This window comes from Saprospiraceae bacterium (assembly GCA_026129545.1).
Taxonomy (GTDB): domain Bacteria; phylum Bacteroidota; class Bacteroidia; order Chitinophagales; family Saprospiraceae; genus M3007.
This window is the reverse complement of the sequence record JAHCHX010000001.1, coordinates 367958-383764: the sequence shown is the minus strand read 5'-3', so window position 1 is coordinate 383764 and position 15807 is coordinate 367958. Positions and strand designations below refer to the sequence as shown.

At 54.3% G+C, this 15807-nt stretch carries 10 protein-coding genes and 1 tRNA gene; 8 read left to right on the top strand and 3 right to left on the bottom strand.

Going from position 1 to position 15807, the window contains the following annotated elements; genetic code table 11:
• The first annotated feature begins 82 nt into the window (after nt 1–82).
• From KIS77_01240 to KIS77_01220, 5 genes are all read left to right on the top strand, one after another.
• Entirely contained in the window at nt 83–742 is a 660-nt protein-coding gene (locus KIS77_01240) for a hypothetical protein (protein MCW5920937.1), read from the top strand.
• Nucleotides 743–744: 2 nt separating this feature from the next.
• Entirely contained in the window at nt 745–2565 is a 1821-nt protein-coding gene (locus KIS77_01235; GenBank protein ID MCW5920936.1) for a UbiD family decarboxylase, read from the top strand.
• Between the two features lie 98 nt (nt 2566–2663).
• Nucleotides 2664–2735: transfer RNA gene (locus tag KIS77_01230), tRNA-Glu, on the top strand.
• A 181-nt stretch (nt 2736–2916) separates the two neighbouring features.
• Nucleotides 2917–3483: a pyridoxamine 5'-phosphate oxidase family protein gene (locus tag KIS77_01225; protein MCW5920935.1), complete on the top strand. Its 567-nt coding sequence runs from the start codon at nt 2917–2919 to the stop codon at nt 3481–3483.
• Nucleotides 3484–3932: 449 nt separating this feature from the next.
• Nucleotides 3933–6503: an adenosylcobalamin-dependent ribonucleoside-diphosphate reductase gene (locus tag KIS77_01220; protein MCW5920934.1), complete on the top strand. Its 2571-nt coding sequence runs from the start codon at nt 3933–3935 to the stop codon at nt 6501–6503.
• Between the two features lie 99 nt (nt 6504–6602).
• On the opposite strand, the gene KIS77_01215 is transcribed toward KIS77_01220, so the two are convergent.
• Together KIS77_01215 and KIS77_01210 are read right to left on the bottom strand one after the other, a co-directional pair.
• The gene (locus KIS77_01215) at nt 6603–9068 is read right to left on the bottom strand and encodes a heavy metal translocating P-type ATPase metal-binding domain-containing protein (GenBank protein MCW5920933.1); all 2466 of its coding nucleotides are present in this window, start codon (nt 9066–9068) and stop codon (nt 6603–6605) included.
• A gap of 91 nt (nt 9069–9159) precedes the next feature.
• Nucleotides 9160–9936, bottom strand: a complete 777-nt coding sequence (locus KIS77_01210; GenBank protein ID MCW5920932.1) for an RMD1 family protein — start codon at nt 9934–9936, stop codon at nt 9160–9162.
• 211 nt (nt 9937–10147) lie between these two features.
• On the opposite strand from KIS77_01210, the gene KIS77_01205 reads away from it, so the two are divergent.
• The gene (locus KIS77_01205) at nt 10148–11065 is read left to right on the top strand and encodes a bile acid:sodium symporter family protein (GenBank protein MCW5920931.1); all 918 of its coding nucleotides are present in this window, start codon (nt 10148–10150) and stop codon (nt 11063–11065) included.
• Nucleotides 11066–11266: 201 nt separating this feature from the next.
• Nucleotides 11267–13672, top strand: a complete 2406-nt coding sequence (locus KIS77_01200; protein MCW5920930.1) for a choice-of-anchor B family protein — start codon at nt 11267–11269, stop codon at nt 13670–13672.
• A gap of 107 nt (nt 13673–13779) precedes the next feature.
• Here KIS77_01200 and purB read toward each other — a convergent pair whose 3' ends face one another.
• On the bottom strand, nt 13780–15114 hold the full coding sequence (purB, locus tag KIS77_01195; GenBank protein ID MCW5920929.1) for an adenylosuccinate lyase: 1335 nt from the start codon (nt 15112–15114) through the stop codon (nt 13780–13782).
• Between the two features lie 279 nt (nt 15115–15393).
• Between purB and KIS77_01190 the strand changes: the two genes are divergently transcribed.
• Nucleotides 15394–15801, top strand: coding sequence for a hypothetical protein (locus tag KIS77_01190; protein ID MCW5920928.1), 408 nt, complete (start codon nt 15394–15396; stop codon nt 15799–15801).
• Nucleotides 15802–15807 lie beyond the last annotated feature (6 nt).

Below are 15807 nucleotides of genomic sequence, written 5' to 3'. Positions count from 1 at the left end.
CAAGGTGCCCAACCTTTGCGTTTTGGCATGGTCTTTAACCCCCGGATTCACATTTGACTTGAACAACACAACCACTACTCCCATGCGCTATTTTTTTTCCCAAAAACTACTCCTCTCCATTGTCTCATTCACTCTGCTGCTCCAATCCGTTCTTGCCCAAAAAAGTGGTGACTGGATTTTTAAAAGCGAAAAAGACGGTGTGAAAGTCTATTACAGGAAGACCTCCGACGTGCACGAGATAAAAATGCTCACCACCATGAAAGCCACCCTTTCCGGTGCTGTCCAATTGCTCAACGAGGTGGACAACTACCCCGTGTGGGGCTACAAAATCTCGGAAGCCAAACTGCTCCAACAGGTAAACGAGCGAGAGTTCTACTACTACTCCAAACTTGATTTCCCGTGGCCGCTGAGCGACCGCGACATCGTGGTGCACTCAAAGATGGAGCAAGACTCGACGACGAAAAAAATCACCTCTACCGGCCATGCAAAGCCCTCCCGCATCCCCGAGCAAAAAGGCGTGGTGCGCATCAAGACTACCACAACCAAATGGACCATCACGCCCGGCACCAGTGGTCAAATCAATATCGAATACTACATTCACTCCAATCCCGGCGGCAACATACCCGATTGGTTGGTAAATATGGCGATTGACATGGGGCCTCGCGAAACCCTCAACGGAATGCGCAAAATACTCCAACAGCCAAAATACCAAGCCGCCAAATTGGCCTACATCAAGGACTAAACATGGCATATACATCCCTCCGCGCTGCCGTGCTTGACCTCGAACGACACGGGCAGTTGCTGCGCGTCAAGGAAGAAGTTGACCCACACCTCGATATCGCCGAGATACATCGGCAGGTGTTCGAGCGCCAAGGCCCTGCCATCTTGTTTGAGCGGGTGAAAGGCAGTCCTTTTCAGGCAGTAAGCAATATTTACGGCACTTTCGAGCGCACGGCATTTCTCTTCCGTCACACCCTCGACCGGGTGAAGCGTGTCATTGAACTCAAAAAAGACCCTACCTCTATGCTGAAAAAGCCGGGGCGTTACCTCGGTGCGCCCTTCACGGCTTTGTCTGCCCTGCCGATGCGCAGTCGGTTCGGCGCTCCAGTCACTTACGGCACCACCTCGATTGACCAATTGCCTCAAATCAAGAGCTGGCCCATGGACGGCGGCGCGTTCATCACCATGCCGCAGGTCTATACCGAAGACCCCGATGCGCTCGGCAACGTGATGCAATCGAACCTCGGAATGTATCGCATCCAACTTTCCGGCAACGATTACATCCCCAACGAAGAAATCGGGATGCACTACCAACTCCATCGAGGCATCGGCGTGCACCACTCCAAATACAACAAAAGCGACCTGCCCTTTCGATGCAGCATTTTTGTCGGCGGGCCGCCGAGCCATGCGTTTTCGGCCATCATGCCGCTCCCGGAGGGCTTGAGCGAACTGACCTTTGCGGGGATGCTGGCCGGGCGGCGCTTCCGCTACGCCCGTCGGGATGGGCATTTTCTGAGCGCGGATGCCGATTTCGTCATCACGGGCGAGATTCTGAAAGACGTGAAGAAACCCGAAGGGCCTTTTGGCGACCACTTGGGGTACTACTCGCTAACGCATGATTTCCCAGTGATGCGCGTGCACAAGGTGTATCATCGCAAAGACCCCTTGTGGCACTTCAGCGTGGTGGGTCGCCCGCCGATGGAGGACAGCAGTTTTGGCTGGCTCATCCATGAATTGGTGGCCCCGCTCACTTCTCAAGAATTTCCCGGTGTCAAGGAAATCCACGCTGTGGATGCCTCTGGCGTTCACCCCCTCCTCTTGGCCATTGGTAATGAACGTTATATGCCCTTCCGCGAGCGCAAGCCGGAGGAAATACTGACCATCGCAAACCGAATATTGGGTTCGGGGCAAACCTCCTTGGCGAAGTTCCTCTTTATCGCTGCTGCCGACGACAACCCGAATTTGGATACGCACGACATCGCCCGATTTTTCCAACATATTCTCGAACGGGTGGATTGGACGCGCGACTTGCATTTTCACACACGCACGACCATTGATACACTCGACTACTCCGGCACAGGCTGGAATGAGGGTTCCAAACTCGTGGTGGCTTGTCGAGGCGACCAACGACGAACCTTGCAAGCCTCCCTTCCCGAAAATTTTTCTTTGCCCGCCGGATTTGGGGAGCCGTTGTTCTGTCTGCCGGGAGTGTTGGCTGTGCGGTCCCCAAAATTCGAGGTGGAAAAAACAGCCCGCGAACAAGCCGAATCGCTCTGCCAGTGGCTCGAACGGTTCGACCTGCCACACGTTCCACTCGTGCTCTTGGTGGACGACAGCCGGTTCGCATCAGCGACGTTGAATAATTTTCTTTGGGTCACGTTCACCCGCGCCAATCCGAGCCACGACGTGTATGGCGTGCAATCCTTTACCGAGTTCAAACATTGGGGATGTCACGGGCCATTGGTGATAGATGCTCGAAAAAAGCCGCATCACGCGCCGGAATTGGAAGTTGACCCAGATGTGCAAAAACGAGCGATGGAACTTTTGGGACGCTACAAGTTTTAGGAAGGCCGAACGCGGCAAGAAGATTTTTGAGAAAAATTTCAAACGCGGTTTGGTTTTAAAAAATCTGTACTGCTATCTTTGCCCCGCTTTTGAAAGAAGGCCCGTTCGTCTAGGGGTTAGGACGCAAGATTTTCATTCTTGTAACACGGGTTCGATTCCCGTACGGGCTACAAAGCCGCCTCCAAACCGAGGCGGCTTTTTTTGTTTTCATGACTTATGCGAATCAAGAGTTTTAAAAAAATGAAAAAACAGACACATTCGGGTAGTGGCTTCGAGCCAATACCCGACTAAGTTGCTACTCGCTGGAAAGTCTATGTCTTGAAAAGTCTCATCTCAACCAACAAAACCCACATGGGCAAATTTCATTCTTCCATCTCCCCCGCGCATCAAAAATTCATCGAGCGGCAGCACATCTTTTTCGTCGGCACCGCGCCGCTGAGTGCCGAAGGACGCATCAATCTTTCACCTAAGGGACTGGATTGTTTTCGGGTGCTTTCTGAACATCAAGTAGCGTACATGGACTTAATCAGCAGTGGCAACGAGACCTCGGCGCACACGCTCGAAAATGGCCGCATCACCATCATGTTTTGCTCCTTCGAAGGGCCGCCAAACATTTTGCGTTTGTACGGAAAAGGTTTCACTGTATTGCCCGGCAGCGCAGCATGGGAGATATACGCGCCTCATTTCACGATTTATCCCAGTACCCGGCAAATCATCGTGGCCGACATTGATTTGGTGCAAACTTCCTGTGGGTTTGGTGTGCCGCTGTTCGAGTACGTCGGCGAGCGGGACATTCATTTTGAATGGGCAGCCAAAAAAGGCGAAGAGGGGCTTCGCGCCTACATTCAAGAAAAAAACTTGGTGAGCCTGGACGGTTTGCCGACAGATTTAGGGGCGAAAAAGGAAGTGGTTTTCTAAAAATCTTGTAAAAACTTAGCCGCTCGTGTCAACCCCACCTTGTCAGCCCCTGTACTCAGGGGCTTGCCCGGCCAAGTGAGGCGGACGGGGCTGATTTGCGTTGACTATAAAACAGGTTCTAAACGAAACAGTGCCCGCACGATGAAGAGAAGTTTAGGCAAATGGGCATCCGCAAATATCTGGAGGCAATCGTCCTTGCGTGCGCCAACTAACAATCCTTCACAAAACTCCCTATTTTTTTCTTTCCCGCTTGACTCTCACAACGTAACTTGCAGACATTAGAGAGCGCTCTCCTTCATCCTCTCCCACGGTGGTCTCGCAAAACACGATTCTTATCCCTCGCGCCGCCAAGTTTTGCGCATGGCTAAAAATGCGAAATGCTAATAATCAGGAAGAGCAGTCATAATCATCAGACAAATCCTCGTGAATCAAGGTATAAGTCTTTTTCTATGGAAGCATCGGAAGCACCCACCACTGACCGCGCCACCAATGAGGCCGAACGCCACACGCATTCTCACGAAGAAGCCCTTGCCGCCGCAACCGAATACTTCAGCGGCGACACCCTCGCCGCCAGCGTTTGGCTGAACAAATACGCGCTCAAAGATTCGTTCGGGAAAATCTACGAGCGCGACCCCGATGAGATGCACTGCCGCATCGCCCGCGAACTGGCGCGTATCGAGCGGCTCTACGCCAATCCTCTTTCCGAAGAAGATATTTACGAATTGCTGCACGACTTTCGCTACCTCGTGCCGCAAGGCAGTCCCATGGCGGGCATCGGCAACCCCTACCAAATCGTGTCGCTATCCAATTGTTTCGTCATCGGCGTGGAGGGCAGTGCCGACTCCTACGGCGCCATTATGAAAATAGACGAGGAGCAGGTGCAGCTGATGAAACGCCGCGGCGGCGTGGGGCACGACCTTTCGCACCTGCGTCCGCGTGGCTTGCCCGTGATGAACAGCGCCCTCACCAGCACCGGCATCCTGCCGTTCATGGAGCGTTTTTCCAACTCCACCCGTGAAGTGGCGCAGGACGGGCGGCGCGGCGCGCTCATGCTCACGCTCTCCGTGCGCCACCCCGACATCGCGCAATTCGTGGATGCCAAGTTGGACAGCACCAAAGTCACCGGCGCGAACATCTCCGTGCGCATTGACGATGCCTTCATGCGCGCCGTCGTCAGCGGCGAACCCTACTGGCTGCGATTCCCCGTTGACGCAAAGAAACCGAAGATTGAAAACGAAATTGACGCCGCCTGGCTTTGGAAAAAAATCGTGCGCAACGCTTGGCAAAGCGCCGAGCCGGGGGTGCTGTTCTGGGACACCGTGCTGCGCGAATCCGTGCCCGATTGCTACGCTGATTTGGGTTTTCAAACCGTTTCAACCAACCCTTGTGGCGAAATCCCGCTTTGCCCTTACGACAGTTGCAGGTTGTTGGCAATCAATTTGTTCTCTTACGTCGAACAGCCTTTCACCCCCGAAGCGAAGTTTGATTTTGAAAAATTCAAAACCCACGCCCGCCACGCCCAACGCCTCATGGACGACATTCTCGATTTGGAGTTGGAAAAAATTGAAACGATTCTCGAAAAAATCGAGCGCGACCCCGAACCCGACATCGTGAAGGCCACCGAGAAAAATCTTTGGCTGAAAATCCGCGAAAAATGCCGCCAAGGGCGCCGCACGGGCATCGGCATCACCGCCGAAGGCGATATGCTCGCCGCGCTGGGCATTCGCTATGGCTCGGAGGAGTCGCTCGAATTTTGCGAAAATGTGCACCGCACGCTCGCCCTCGAAATTTATCGCGGCTCGGTGGCGCTCGCCCGCGAACGCGGCGCTTTCCCCATCTACGATACCGCACGCGAAGTGAACAACCCTTTCATCCAGCGCCTGCGCGAAGCCGCCCCGGACTTTTATGCCGAAATGGTAAAACACGGTCGCCGCAACATCGCCCTGCTCACCATCGCGCCCACCGGCACCACCAGCCTGATGACGCAGACGACTTCAGGGCTGGAGCCGGTGTTCCGCATTTCCTACAAACGCCGCCGCAAGGTGAACCCCAACGACAAAAACGCCCGCATCACCTTTACCGATGAGGTGGGCGACGCTTGGGAGGACTATCACGTTTTTCACGTCCCCTTTAAAAATTGGCTGAAAACCAAAGGCTTCGACCCCGCGAAAGTGGAAAACATGGAAGAAGCCGAACTGCAAGCCATTATCCAGCAATCGCCGTGGTACCGTGCCAGCGCCGAAGACGTGGACTGGGTCAGCAAAGTGCATCTGCAAGGGCGCGTGCAAAAATGGGTGGACCACAGCATCAGCGTCACGGTGAACGTGCCGGAAAGCGCCCCCGAAGAACTCATCGAAAAAATCTACCTCACCGGTTGGGAGGTCGGCTGCAAAGGCATCACCGTCTATCGCGAAGGCTCGCGCAGCGGGGTGTTGGTGAGTGACAAAAAAGAGGAAAAAGCCGTTTCGTTTGCCGAGACCATCGCGCCCAAGCGCCCGCGCGAACTCAGCGCCGTGGTGTTCAATTTTATGAACAACGACGAACGCTGGGTGGCCGTCATTGGAATGTACGCAGGCAAACCCTACGAAATTTTTACTGGCCGGGCGGTGGATTCTTTCGCCATTCTCACACAAGTTTCGGAAGGCAAAGTGTTAAAAATCAAGGAAAACGGCAAAAATCGCTACGACTTCCAGTACACCGACAAGGACGGCTACAAAGCGACCGTCGAAGGGTTGTCGCGCTCGTTCAACAAAGAGTATTGGAACTACGCCAAACTGATTTCCGGCGTGTTGCGCCACGGGATGCCGCTGCCCTACGTCGTGGAGATGGTCGAAAACCTCCACTTGGACAGCGCCTCACTGAACAACTGGAAAAACGGCGTGGTGCGCGCCCTGCGCAAGTTCATCCCCGATGGCACGACACCCTCGCACAACACCTGCCCCGTATGCCGCACCGATGGCCTCGTCTATCAAGAAGGCTGCCTGCATTGCAAAAACTGCGGACATTCGGAATGCAACTAAAAATCTATCACACCGCCCGCCAAACACTTGGGTACTCATTGATGGCTGCCCACGCCTTGCCATTGATGACCACTCAGATATTGCCTGAGAACCTTTTTTTTATGATTGGCGCAACAGTTTCTTAGCCTGCCAATTGCCCATCAACACCCCAAACACGACAATCGTGACAGAGCTCAAGGGCATGAGAATGGCCGCCACAAGCGGCGACAAAGTGCCGGTAACCGCATAACTCAAACCTGTCAAATTGTACATCAAGGCAATGAGGTATGACCGATTGACGATGCGCACGCCCGACTGAGCCAGTCGGATGAACCGAGGCAATCGGGCAAATTCGTCGGCATGCAGAATGGCATCGCAAGCAGGAGTGAAGTTGTTCGTGTTTTCCGCCACCACGATGCCGAGGTTGCTTTGGCGCAAGGCTCCAGCGTCGTTGAGGCCATCGCCGAGCATCAACACATTTTGGCCGTGCCGTTGAAGTTTTTTTACAAAATCAAGTTTGTCTTGCGGGCTTTTATCGAACATCATAGAGTCGCGGTCGGGAAAAAAAGGCGCGAGGCGCGAGGCTTCGGCGTCTTGGTCGCCAGAAAGTAGCCAGACGGAGGAATGAGTGCGGGAGGTGGAGAGGCGTCGGAGGGAACGAAAATAATCCAGCACCTCGTCCAGCCCGTCGCGATAGCGGCTTTTCACCTCAAAACAACCCAATACCTCGCCTTCGATGGAGACATAAACGCCTCTGCCCGACACGGCATCGGCCTCATCATTTTTACCTACAAACGCCGCCGAGCCTACTTTTACCTTTTTCCCCTGCACCACGCCCTGCACCCCCAATCCGGGCAACTCCTCGAAATGTTCCGGTGATGCCGTAGGCACTTCTGGCATTGATTCGTAGAGGCTCCGGCTCAGCGGGTGCGCCGAATGGCGCGTGAGCGACCGCACCGCCACTTTTGATTGGGCATCAAGCGGCTTGCCGTGAAACTCGAAGCGCTGTTGCGCGATATTGGTGATGGTGCCTGTTTTGTCGAAAATGACCGCGTTGAAGGCCGAGAAAGCCTCCACCACTTGGTTGTTTTTCAGATAGAAACGATGGCGACCAAGTATGCGCAGGATATTCCCCAACGTGAAAGGGATAGCCAAGGCCACTGCGCAGGGGCAGGCGACAATCATCACGGCAGTAAAAGCATTGACTGCTGTGTGAATACTGTTCTCGACGAGCCACCAATAAAGAAACGAACCGCCGCCAAAGGCTAAAATCAGTCCGGTGAAATAGCGGCCCGCGCGGTCGGCCAGCACCGTGGCGTGCCCTTTGGTGGGCGTTTTGAACGCTTCGTTGTTCCAAAGTTGGGTCAAATGGCTTTGCGACACACGCCGGGTCAAAGAGATTTCAATGCTTTCGCCCACCTGCTTGCCGCCCGCGAAAATGCGCTCGCCGCTTTTCACTTTCACTGGCACCGCTTCCCCGGTAACGAAGCTGTAATCAACACGAGCAGAGCCTTTTAGCAAAATACCGTCTGCCGGGATGATTTCGTGGCTGCGCACCACGATGATGTCGCCGGGCACAAGTCGCTGCACCGGAACGGACGTTTCAGCGTCGCCATTTTTCACAGTGGCTGCCACCGGGAAATAAGACTTGTAATCGCGCTCGAAAGACAGTTGTTGCCATGTGTGCTGCTGGAACCACTTGCCCGTGAGCAGCAAAAAGATAAGTCCGGCAAAAGAATCCATGTACCCTGCCCCCGTATGGGTCAGAATTTCCCAGACACTGCGGCCAAACAACACGACGATGCCCAGCGCGAGTGGCACATCAATGTTGAGGTGGCGGGCTTGAATCCCATGCCACGCCGAGGTGAGATAATCGCGGGCGCTGAACAGCAGCACAGGCAACGCCAACACGATATTGAGGTAGCCAAACACCTTGGCAAACCATGTGTCGGTGGCCGCGTCCAAGCCCACATATTCGGGGAAACTGAACAACATGATATTGCCAAAGGCAAATCCCGCCACCCCGATTTGATAAGCGAGGCGACGGTTCATGGCAGGTCGTTTCGCACCATCCACATCGCCAAGGTTGATTTCGGGCGCGTATCCAATGGAGGCGAGGAGCGCCGCCAGTTTGCGGAGCGAGGTCTGATTCGGGGCGAACTGTATGGTGGCTGTTTTTTTCAAAAAATTGACCCGCGAGTGGGTCACGCCCGCGTCAAGTTTGTAGAGATTTTCCAGCAGCCAGATGCAAGAGACACAGTGCATCTGGGGTAGGTAGAACGTGACTTGGGCGGTGTGGCCGTTGTTGAATTCCAACAATTTTTCCTGCACTTCGGTGTCGTCCAAATACGCATAAGCCCTTGCGTCGCGGCGATTTTTGAGGGTGATGCCCGGCTTTTCGTCCAAATCGTAGTACTGGCACAAGTCGTTGGTGTTCAGTATTTCATAGACCATCTTGCAGCCGTCGCAGCAGAAATACTTGTCCTCGATGCGTATTTTATCATCGGGACAAACGTCGTGGCAGTGAAAACAGGCGAGCGAAGAGACGGGCGGGTTTTTGGGTTTCAAAATGGTGGCAGCCGACATACTGTTGAGATTTTGTTCTTGTCAACCCCAAAAGTACCCGCCTCACCCTCGAAGGGTGGCTGACGAAAGTCAGGGGGGGGGATGATATTGCTCAAAAAATCTTGCTTATCATCAAATCCACCACTTCTATGCAAATCAGGATGATGATAATCCATTCGAGTTTGCTGCTTTCGCGGTGCAGATAGAGTTCGCGGAACACGGAGAGGTTGTCTTCCACCACTTTGAAGGTGTATTCGATTTCCTTGAAGCGGGTCTGTGTCTCGAACGTGCGAGCCAGCCCCCGGTGGATGCGGTCGAGATATTCGTCGTCCCAAGTGAGGTCGGGGCTGTCGAAGATGAAGAGGTTTTCCACGATGCGCGTTTTGTTGTTGAGGGTGCGCCCGATGAATCGCAGCATATTGTTGCGGCTGATGCTGATAGAGCCTTTTTCCTCCATTTGGTTGGTGAAACCCTGTATTTCGGAAAGCAGCTCGTGGGCGCGTTGGGAGTAAAAATCGAGCGCGACGGAGTGCGCCACGTTGAGCATGGCGATTTTGACCACATCGCTGCTGAGGTGCGGCACCACCAGACTATCGAAGCCAAAAGCGAGTTGTTCTTCGGGGCGATGCGCGATTTCGAAGTCTTCGCGGGGTTTTTCGGAAAGCGGGTGTGCGCAGAACTGCTCCAGCAAGTTCAGGTTTTTGCTGACATCGGTGTCGCTCATATTGGCGAAAACGACCGCGCCGTAGTCGAAGGCGTAGAGGTAGCGGTCCTCGTCCACCTGATAAAAAAGTTCGGATGGGTTTTCGGAAAGCAGGGTGCCTGCGTACGCTTCTTTCAAGCGTTTGAGGCGAAGTTGCTCGGCAATGTGGAAGGCTGTGACTTTCATAACAAGTGCGAATATCGGTTGGAGTTGCTCAAATTTACACCTTGTCTCGCCATGCGCACTTTAAATTGGCGCAGAAAGTATCGCGGAATGATATTCCGGGTTGAAAGCGCGGCAACCTGCCCCACCCCTCAGATTGATTGCGGACTTCTTTTGCTCACGCCAACAAGCAATCGGAGATGGCGTTACATTTGCGGCACAAAATTGCATCCCCTTGGCTCCCACCGCTATTGTTGACGTTGCCGTCAGTACAGTTTTAGGCTTGGTCATGTTTGGAGTTGGCTTGTCGCTGACGATCAACGATTTTATGAACATCATCCGCCACCCGCGAGCCTTTTTCACGGCTTTGGGCGCACAGATGCTCGGCTTGCCTGTCATCGCGTTCATCATCGCGTTGGTGGCCCCCATCCCAGCCGTGTTGAAAGTGGGGTTCATCATACTGTCGGCTAGCCCGGGGGGGGCCACATCCGGCTTTCTGACCTATTTGTGGCGCGGCAACGTGGCTCTCTCGCTTTCGCTGACGGCGGTCAATAGCTTTCTCACCTTGTTCACCATACCCATCGTGGTCAATGTGGCGCTGAAAATTTTCTTGGGCCGGGAGACGGACTTGCATCTTCCGTTCTGGGACACCGTGCGGCAGATATTTTTCATCACCATCATACCCGCCACCATCGGGTTGCTGGTGCGCCGGCATTTCCCCGTTTTTGCTGAAAAAATCAACAAGCCCGCCAAGTATGTGATGCTTGCACTGCTCGCCACCGTTTTTGCCATTAAAATGTTTGCGGGGGAAAGTCATGGCGGGGCGGGGCTTACATGGTCCGACTTCATGCTCATCACGCCTGTGGCGCTGATACAAAACGCGAGCTGTTTGTTCTTCGGCTACTTTTTTATGAAATACATGGGGCTGGCACACTCTTCGCGGCTCACAGCGGCCATGGAAAGCGGCGTGCAAAACACCACCCTTGCTTTCCTCATCGCCAACAATCTGCTGGCCAACCAAGCGATGGTGAAACCAGCCCTTGTCTATTCGTTGTATTCCTTCTGGACGGCCTGCATTTTCGCCTACTATTCCAACCGGCTCAACGGTGTGCGCTCCTCTCCATCGGTAATGGACGAAGACGAGGCGGAGTAGAGCGGGTGCATCCAAGTAAAAGTTCTTTCTTCATCTTTGTCGCGCATTAGCCGACGCATTTCGACAAACATGTCACGATGATGCTCCAACCAATCAAGGGCTGCACTACTTTTGCCCTTGTTTTCTCCACAACCTAACCTGCACAACTTAATCACTCTGCTAATGGCTGCCCGACGCAGCTTTTCTACTCACTCTCTTTCGATGAAAAACTTATTGTGTATCTCCGTGTGGTCGGCACTCTTGCTGACCGCGACCACTTCTTTTGCCCAAAACTTCAATCTCCAACTTCGCTCCACACTCGAATATCCGGGCCAGACGTTGGCCAACATCTGCGGCTATGCCCAAGGCGGGCGCGAGTACGCCTTGCTGGGCGGCTCCAAGGGACTGATTATCGTGGACGTGACCAACCCTGAGGCCCCCACGAACATCGTCCAAATACCCGGGCCTGACAATCTCTGGAAGGAAATCAAGGTGTACGACCACTACGCCTACGTCACCTCCGAAGGCGGCCAAGGGCTTCAAATCGTGGATTTGAGCAAGTTGCCAAGCCCCGATTTGGACTATCATTTCTACACCGGCGACGGCCTCATAGAAGGGCAGTTGAACACCATTCACGCGCTGCATATTGATGTCACCAAAGGCTTTGTGTACTTGTTTGGAGGCAGCCTGTTCGGCGGAGCCGCCAAAGTGCTTGATTTGAACACTGACCCCTACAACCCCGTCTATGTGGGGCGCTTCGATGCCTTGGGCTACATTCACGATGGCTTTGCCGACAACGACACGCTCTTCGCGGCGCATATCTACACGGGGCTACTCTCCGTGGTGGACATGAGCGACAAATCGAGCCCCAAATTGTTGGGCACCGTGCAAACACCCGGCAAATTCACCCACAACGCTTGGCTGACCGACGACCACAAGTATGTGCTGACCACCGACGAAACCACACCTTCGTTCGTGACCACCTACGACATTTCTGACCCTACCGACATCAAGGAAGTGAGTCGCCTCTCCACCAACGATGGGTTCGGCTCCATAGGTCACAACACACACGTCCTCAATGACTGGGCGATTACCTCTTGGTATTCCGACGGCGTGGTGATTTCCGACGTGCATCGCCCCAGCAACCACATTATCACGGGCTGGTACGACACTTGGCCCGGCACAGGCCCCAATTTCGACGGCTGCTGGGGCGTGTTCCCCTATCTGCCTTCTGGTACGGTGGTGGCTTCCAACATTCCCAACACCAACGGCGGCACGGGCAAGCTGTATGTGATGACCCCTAATTACGTCCGCGCCTGTTATTTGGAAGGAAAAGTCATCAATGGCTGCAATGGCCAACCCATGCAGGGAGCATCCATCACGGTGAACAGCAATGACCCATGGGTGAACAAACATTCGGGCAACGATGGCTCCTTCAAAACCGGACAGGCCGAGCCCGGCGATTTTAAAGTCACCATCAGCCGACAAGGCTTTCAAAGCCAGACGCTTGATGTCACATTGGTGCCCGGCGAGGTGGTGGAATTGAACGTCACGCTGCAACCTTCCGATGCGGGCGAGATAAAAGGCATCGTGGTGACAGAGGGTTCCGCCACGCCGATTCCGAATGCCTTCGTAAACTTGACCGGCCCGGGCGGCACATTCAGCATCCTGACGGATGCCAACGGCCAGTTCGACCTCACTTGTGTGCCGGGTGGAACCTACAAGGCCAATGTAGGCAAGTGGGGATATATCGCAGAGGCCATCACTATTGCCGAGGATGTGGTCGAAAATGGTCTTTCAACCACCGTTGTTCTAAAACCCGGCTACTACGACGATTTCGGTGTCAATCTGGGCTGGACCACGCAAGCCACTGCCACGGCAGGCTTGTGGGAACGCGGGAAACCCGTCGGCACTATCTTTCAAAACCAATACTCCAATCCCGGCTCCGACGTGGATTTCGATGACAATGAGGAATGCTACGTCACAGGCAACGGCGGCGGGCAAGCAGGCAACGACGACGTGGACAATGGCTCCGTCACGCTGACCTGCCCAACCATGCAACTCGCTGCTTATCCTGATGCCATTTTGTCTTTCTGGTACTGGTTTTACAACGGCGGCGGCTCCGGCGCTCCCAACGACAACCTGACCGTGCGCGTCAGCAATGGCTTGCAAACCGTCACCGTGTTCACGCAGACCCTCTCCGCGAGCGAATGGCGCTTCTCCGGCGAAATTCACCTCAAAGACTTCATCGGGCTGACCAATAATATGCGGGTGCAGTTCATCGCCTCCGACCTCGACCCCGGCCATCTGGTCGAGGCAGCGGTGGATGTGTTCAAGGTGGAGCCAGTCGAAGTCGTTTCCACGCGCCCTGTCGTGGATGCGTCGGTCTTCGTGCAAGCCATACCCAATCCCTCCTCCACTGATTTCTCCATTCGCTATGATTGGCCAGCGGCGCAAAACCTGACTTTGGAAGTGCGCGACGCACTCGGCCAATTGGTGCACACTCAGCATCTGGGGGCCAGCACGGGCACGGCGCTTTGTGGCAATGAATGGCCGAAAGGGGTGTACCTCGTCACGCTCCGCAGCCAAGAGCGGCAAAGTGCACCCTTGCGCGTAATGAAGCAATAGTTATAGGCAAGTGGAGAGTGGAGGGTAGAAAGGGAAAGTTTTCAGAAAACTTTCCCTTTCTACCCTCCACCCAATGATGCGACATCTCTCTGAAGGTTTCCATATCATCACATCCCCCCCACATAGTTGTGCGGTGTGAGCTGTTTCAACTCGCCCTTCACCTCTTCGCTGATTTCCAGTGTATCAATGAATTCGTGAAGCATTTCCCGCGTCACGAGCGAGCGACCGCGCGTGAGCGCCTTGAGCGCCTCGTAGGGCTGTGGGTAGCCTTCGCGCCGCAGAATGACCTGAATGCCCTCGGCCACCACCATCCAATTGTCTTCGAGGTCGTCGTAGAGCTGCCCCTCGTTGAGCATGAGCTTGCCCAGACCTTTGAGGATGGATTTGAAGGCGATAAGCGTGTGCCCCATCGGCACGCCGATGTTGCGAAGCACGGTGGAGTCCGTGAGGTCGCGTTGCAGGCGGCTGATGGGCAGTTTTTCGGCGAGATGCTGAAAAAGCGCATTGGCCAAGCCGAGATTGCCCTCCGCATTTTCAAAATCAATTGGGTTGACCTTGTGCGGCATGGCCGATGAGCCGACCTCGCCAGCCACTGTTTTTTGCCGAAAATACTCCATGGAAACGTACGTCCACACGTCGCGGCAAAAATCGAGCAGGATGGTGTTGATGCGTCCCAATGCCTGACATTGCGCGGCAAAACAGTCGTAGTGCTCGATTTGGGTGGTGAATTGCGAGCGCTGCAACCCGAGGAACTCGCGGACGAAGTCGTCGCCGAACTGCTGCCAGTTATAGTCTGGATAGGCCGCGTAATGCGCGTTGAAATTGCCCGTCGCGCCGCCGAACTTGGCGCGATGCGGGATTTGTTGCATCAATCCCAACTGCACATCGAGGCGCTCCACAAACACCCCGAACTCTTTGCCCAACAGTGTGGGGGAAGCGGGCTGGCCGTGGGTGCGGGCCAGCATCGGCACCCGTGCCCAATCCTGCGCGAGCTGCTCGATGTGGTCGCGCAGGCGCTGCAATAGCGGATAATAGACATCCTGCAAGGCGTTTTTGAAAAGCAGCGGGGTCGCCGTGTTGTTGATGTCCTGCGAGGTGAGGCCGAAATGGACAAATTCACGCAAGTGAGCGAGCTCAAGCCCGTCGAACCGTTCTTTGAGAAAATACTCGACGGCTTTCACGTCGTGGTTGGTGGTGCGCTCGATAGCTTTGATTTGCTCAGCATCGGCGAGGCTGAAGTTCTCAAAAATACCGTTCAGGTCGTCTATTTTGCTGTCCTCGAAACTTGCTAGCTGCGGCAGCCCATATTGGCACAACGCGATGAAGTACTGTATTTCAACAAAAACACGATAACGAATCAGGGCATACTCGCTGAAATAGTCGGCAAGTTCCTTCGTCTGGGTGGCATAGCGGCCATCAATGGGAGAAATAGCGGTCAGCATGGATGGGTTTGAGGGTTTGAGGGTTTGTCCGGCCAAGCGGAGCGGACGGAGTTTGAAGGTTTGAGGGTCAAGCGGGGCGGATAAAGTAGCGATTGGTTGTTGGCCGCGAAATTCGTCTTTTTCGGAAAGAACTAGATGATTCGTGCGGGGGTGTTGCGCTATTTTTCTTTTGGGTCTCGAAATAACGCTTCTTGGGCAGTGGAAAGCGGTGCGTTAACGATGAGTTTAAAAATCCGCCACTCTGTTTTGACATACCTTTGTGCCAAAATTGGACAAACGATGAAGTACATTATTAGCCTTGCCGCATTTCTGCTTTGCTCCGCTGCTTGCAAAGACAGCAGCAAAACGCAAATCGAAACCCTGAAAAAAGAAACCATGGACGTTCACGACGAGGCTATGAAAGACCTCGCCCGCATGAACCGGGTGAGCCGAAAACTAAAAGACTTTATGATTAGCGCCACCATGACCCCCGAACAGTCGCAAGTGTTCACCTCCACGTTGGTGGCCATAGAAAAAGCGGACGACGACATGACTGCTTGGATGAGCGCCTACCGCGACCCCAAAGGGAAACCTCCCGCCGAGGCCATCCAATATCTGCAAGAGCAGAAGTCGAAGATTGAAAAAAACCGCGACGACATTCGCGCCGCGCTCACAGCTGGTGAGGCGCTGTTGGCACAGACGCAGTGAGCGCGG

Excerpts from the sequence above, each read along its gene's own strand:
- KIS77_01200 (MCW5920930.1), top strand. The coding sequence starts at position 11,267 with ATGAAAAACTTATTGTGTATCTCCGTGTGGTCGGCACTCTTGCTGACC.
- KIS77_01220 (MCW5920934.1), top strand. The coding sequence starts at position 3,933 with ATGGAAGCATCGGAAGCACCCACCACTGACCGCGCCACCAATGAGGCC.
- KIS77_01215 (MCW5920933.1), bottom strand. The coding sequence starts at position 9,068 with ATGTCGGCTGCCACCATTTTGAAACCCAAAAACCCGCCCGTCTCTTCG.
- KIS77_01235 (MCW5920936.1), top strand. The coding sequence starts at position 745 with ATGGCATATACATCCCTCCGCGCTGCCGTGCTTGACCTCGAACGACAC.
- purB (MCW5920929.1), bottom strand. The coding sequence starts at position 15,114 with ATGCTGACCGCTATTTCTCCCATTGATGGCCGCTATGCCACCCAGACG.
- KIS77_01210 (MCW5920932.1), bottom strand. The coding sequence starts at position 9,936 with ATGAAAGTCACAGCCTTCCACATTGCCGAGCAACTTCGCCTCAAACGC.
- KIS77_01225 (MCW5920935.1), top strand. The coding sequence starts at position 2,917 with ATGGGCAAATTTCATTCTTCCATCTCCCCCGCGCATCAAAAATTCATC.
- KIS77_01240 (MCW5920937.1), top strand. The coding sequence starts at position 83 with ATGCGCTATTTTTTTTCCCAAAAACTACTCCTCTCCATTGTCTCATTC.
- KIS77_01190 (MCW5920928.1), top strand. The coding sequence starts at position 15,394 with ATGAAGTACATTATTAGCCTTGCCGCATTTCTGCTTTGCTCCGCTGCT.